The organism is Phyllobacterium myrsinacearum (assembly GCF_014138285.1).
GTDB lineage: Bacteria > Pseudomonadota > Alphaproteobacteria > Rhizobiales > Rhizobiaceae > Phyllobacterium > Phyllobacterium myrsinacearum_A.
On record NZ_JACGXN010000036.1, the window covers coordinates 1 to 1,878 of the forward strand.

At 53.1% G+C, this 1,878-nt stretch carries 1 protein-coding gene and 2 pseudogenes; 2 read left to right on the forward strand and 1 reads right to left on the reverse strand.

Annotated features, from left to right (window positions below):
- Positions 1–227, forward strand: a 227-nt coding sequence (locus tag FHW16_RS29045; RefSeq protein WP_246712019.1) for a hypothetical protein, incomplete at its 5' end; no start/stop codon positions are given.
- 9 nt (positions 228–236) lie between these two features.
- On the opposite strand, the pseudogene FHW16_RS29345 reads toward FHW16_RS29045, so the two are convergent.
- A pseudogene (locus FHW16_RS29345) lies at positions 237–362 on the reverse strand (AAA family ATPase); the annotation flags it as partial.
- A gap of 192 nt (positions 363–554) precedes the next feature.
- Between FHW16_RS29345 and FHW16_RS28705 the strand changes: the two are divergent.
- Positions 555–1,594 (forward strand): annotated as a pseudogene (locus FHW16_RS28705) (IS3 family transposase).
- Positions 1,595–1,878: the final 284 nt, after the last annotated feature.

The following is a 1,878-nucleotide window of genomic DNA, read 5'->3' on the forward strand; positions in this document are numbered from 1 at the left end:
GCCATGCAAATCTCCAGTTAGTCCTGGAAACCTTCTCGCACACGCAGCAAGCCTCAAAATATAGCCAATCCAATGGGGCGGAGACGGCGCTTACGGATATCTTCACTGTCCAAGCTGAATATCGCCTCACATACCCGTTTTCCCTTGGCTTGGGAACGTCCCCCCCAATCATCAACCGGCCAGTCCTCAGCGTCATTGTATCGCGCACCATCAACGTAAGGATTTAGACAATACAATGCCTCAAACAAGTTGCTCTTTCCCGCCTCATTTTGCCCTACGAATGCAGTAACATTTGTAGTGTTGATCCAACCTGAGTCTAATATGTTACGGTAATTGGTAATTTTGAACTTGCTGAGTCTCATTTCCAGTCCTCACCTAGACATCATCTCTATTCACACAGACTACACGAAAGCTTTCCCATGCAGTGAGTTTATTAACAGCGATCACTGACTGCTCAAGCGTCTTCAAGGGGCGCTGTAATGGCCCCTGGAGTGCCCCCTAAATATCCGGACATGATCTCCCACTTAATAAGTGTGTGAGGTAATGTGCCCATTATGACCAGTCACAATTCTAAGATAGAAGTCTTGTCCGGCCCAGAGCGGTGGCGTCGATGGTCGACCACCGAGAAGCTTGCCATCATTCAAGAGACATATGAGCCGGATGCGACGGTCAGCATTGTTGCCCGGCGTTATGGCATCCAGCCGAACCAGCTGTTCACCTGGCGCAAGCTCGCTACCCAAGGTGCATTGACGGCAACAGCGGCAGAAGAGGAAGTCGTTCCGGCATCCGAGTATCGCGCCCTGCAGAACCACGTCAAAGAGCTGCAGCGTTTGCTCGGCAAGAAGACGATGGAAGGCGAAATACTTAAAGAGGCGCTTGAGATCGCTACTGGCCCAAAAAAACATCTGTTGCGCTCGCTGTCGTTGCCGAAGGGAGGTTCCCGATGACGGCTGTGTGCGAGACTTTCGGTGTCGCCCGGTCAAACATCGCAGAACGGGTGAAACACCGTTCTGCCAAAACGCGTGGACGTCCTCCCCTCGCTGACCATGACTTGGTGGATGACATCAAAGCGATCATCGCTGATATGCCGACATACGGATATCGCCGCGTTCACGCGATCCTGCGCCGTAAGGCCAGCAGCGAAAAGCGCTCGTGGCCCAACGCCAAACGCATCTATCGGGTGATGAAGGTGCATGGCCTGCTTCTGCAACGCCACACAGGTGCTACCGGCACGCGCCGTCACGATGGCCGCGTTGCTGTCGAGCAATCGAACCTGCGCTGGTGTTCTGACGGTTTCGAAATCGGCTGCGATAACAAAGAGAAGGTCCGCGTTGCCTTTGCTCTCGACTGCTGTGATCGTGAGGCCATTGCCCATGTCGCCACCACCGAAGGCATCAAGAGTGAAGACGTGCAGGCCGAAGCCTTCGTCAAAACCTTCAAGCGCGACTATGTCTCGGTCAATCACATTCCTGACGCCGAAACTGTCATCGCCCAACTCCCGTTGTGGTTCGAGCACTACAACACGCTTCACCCGCACAAGGCATTAGGGTATCAGTCGCCGCGTGAGTTCTTGAACCGTCAAACAGAAATCTGATCATGTCCGGTTTTTATGGGGCAACTCCAGTTCGCACGTCCGTCGGAGGTGAATTGAGTCCATCGATCGTAAGAACCTTGCGAGTTTGGAAATGTGATACCGACACGACAGCAGAAAAACTCAGTCAACGAATGTAGAGGCTTCCTACGACTCTCGCAGACCACGCGTCGTTTCACGATAAAATCACAAGGTGTCAATCGGCACCGAACTTTGACCCCTTATCGGCATCCAATTTTGACCCCCTTTGTGTGTGAGGTTAGCACTTGCCGGCCCGACGCTGGTCG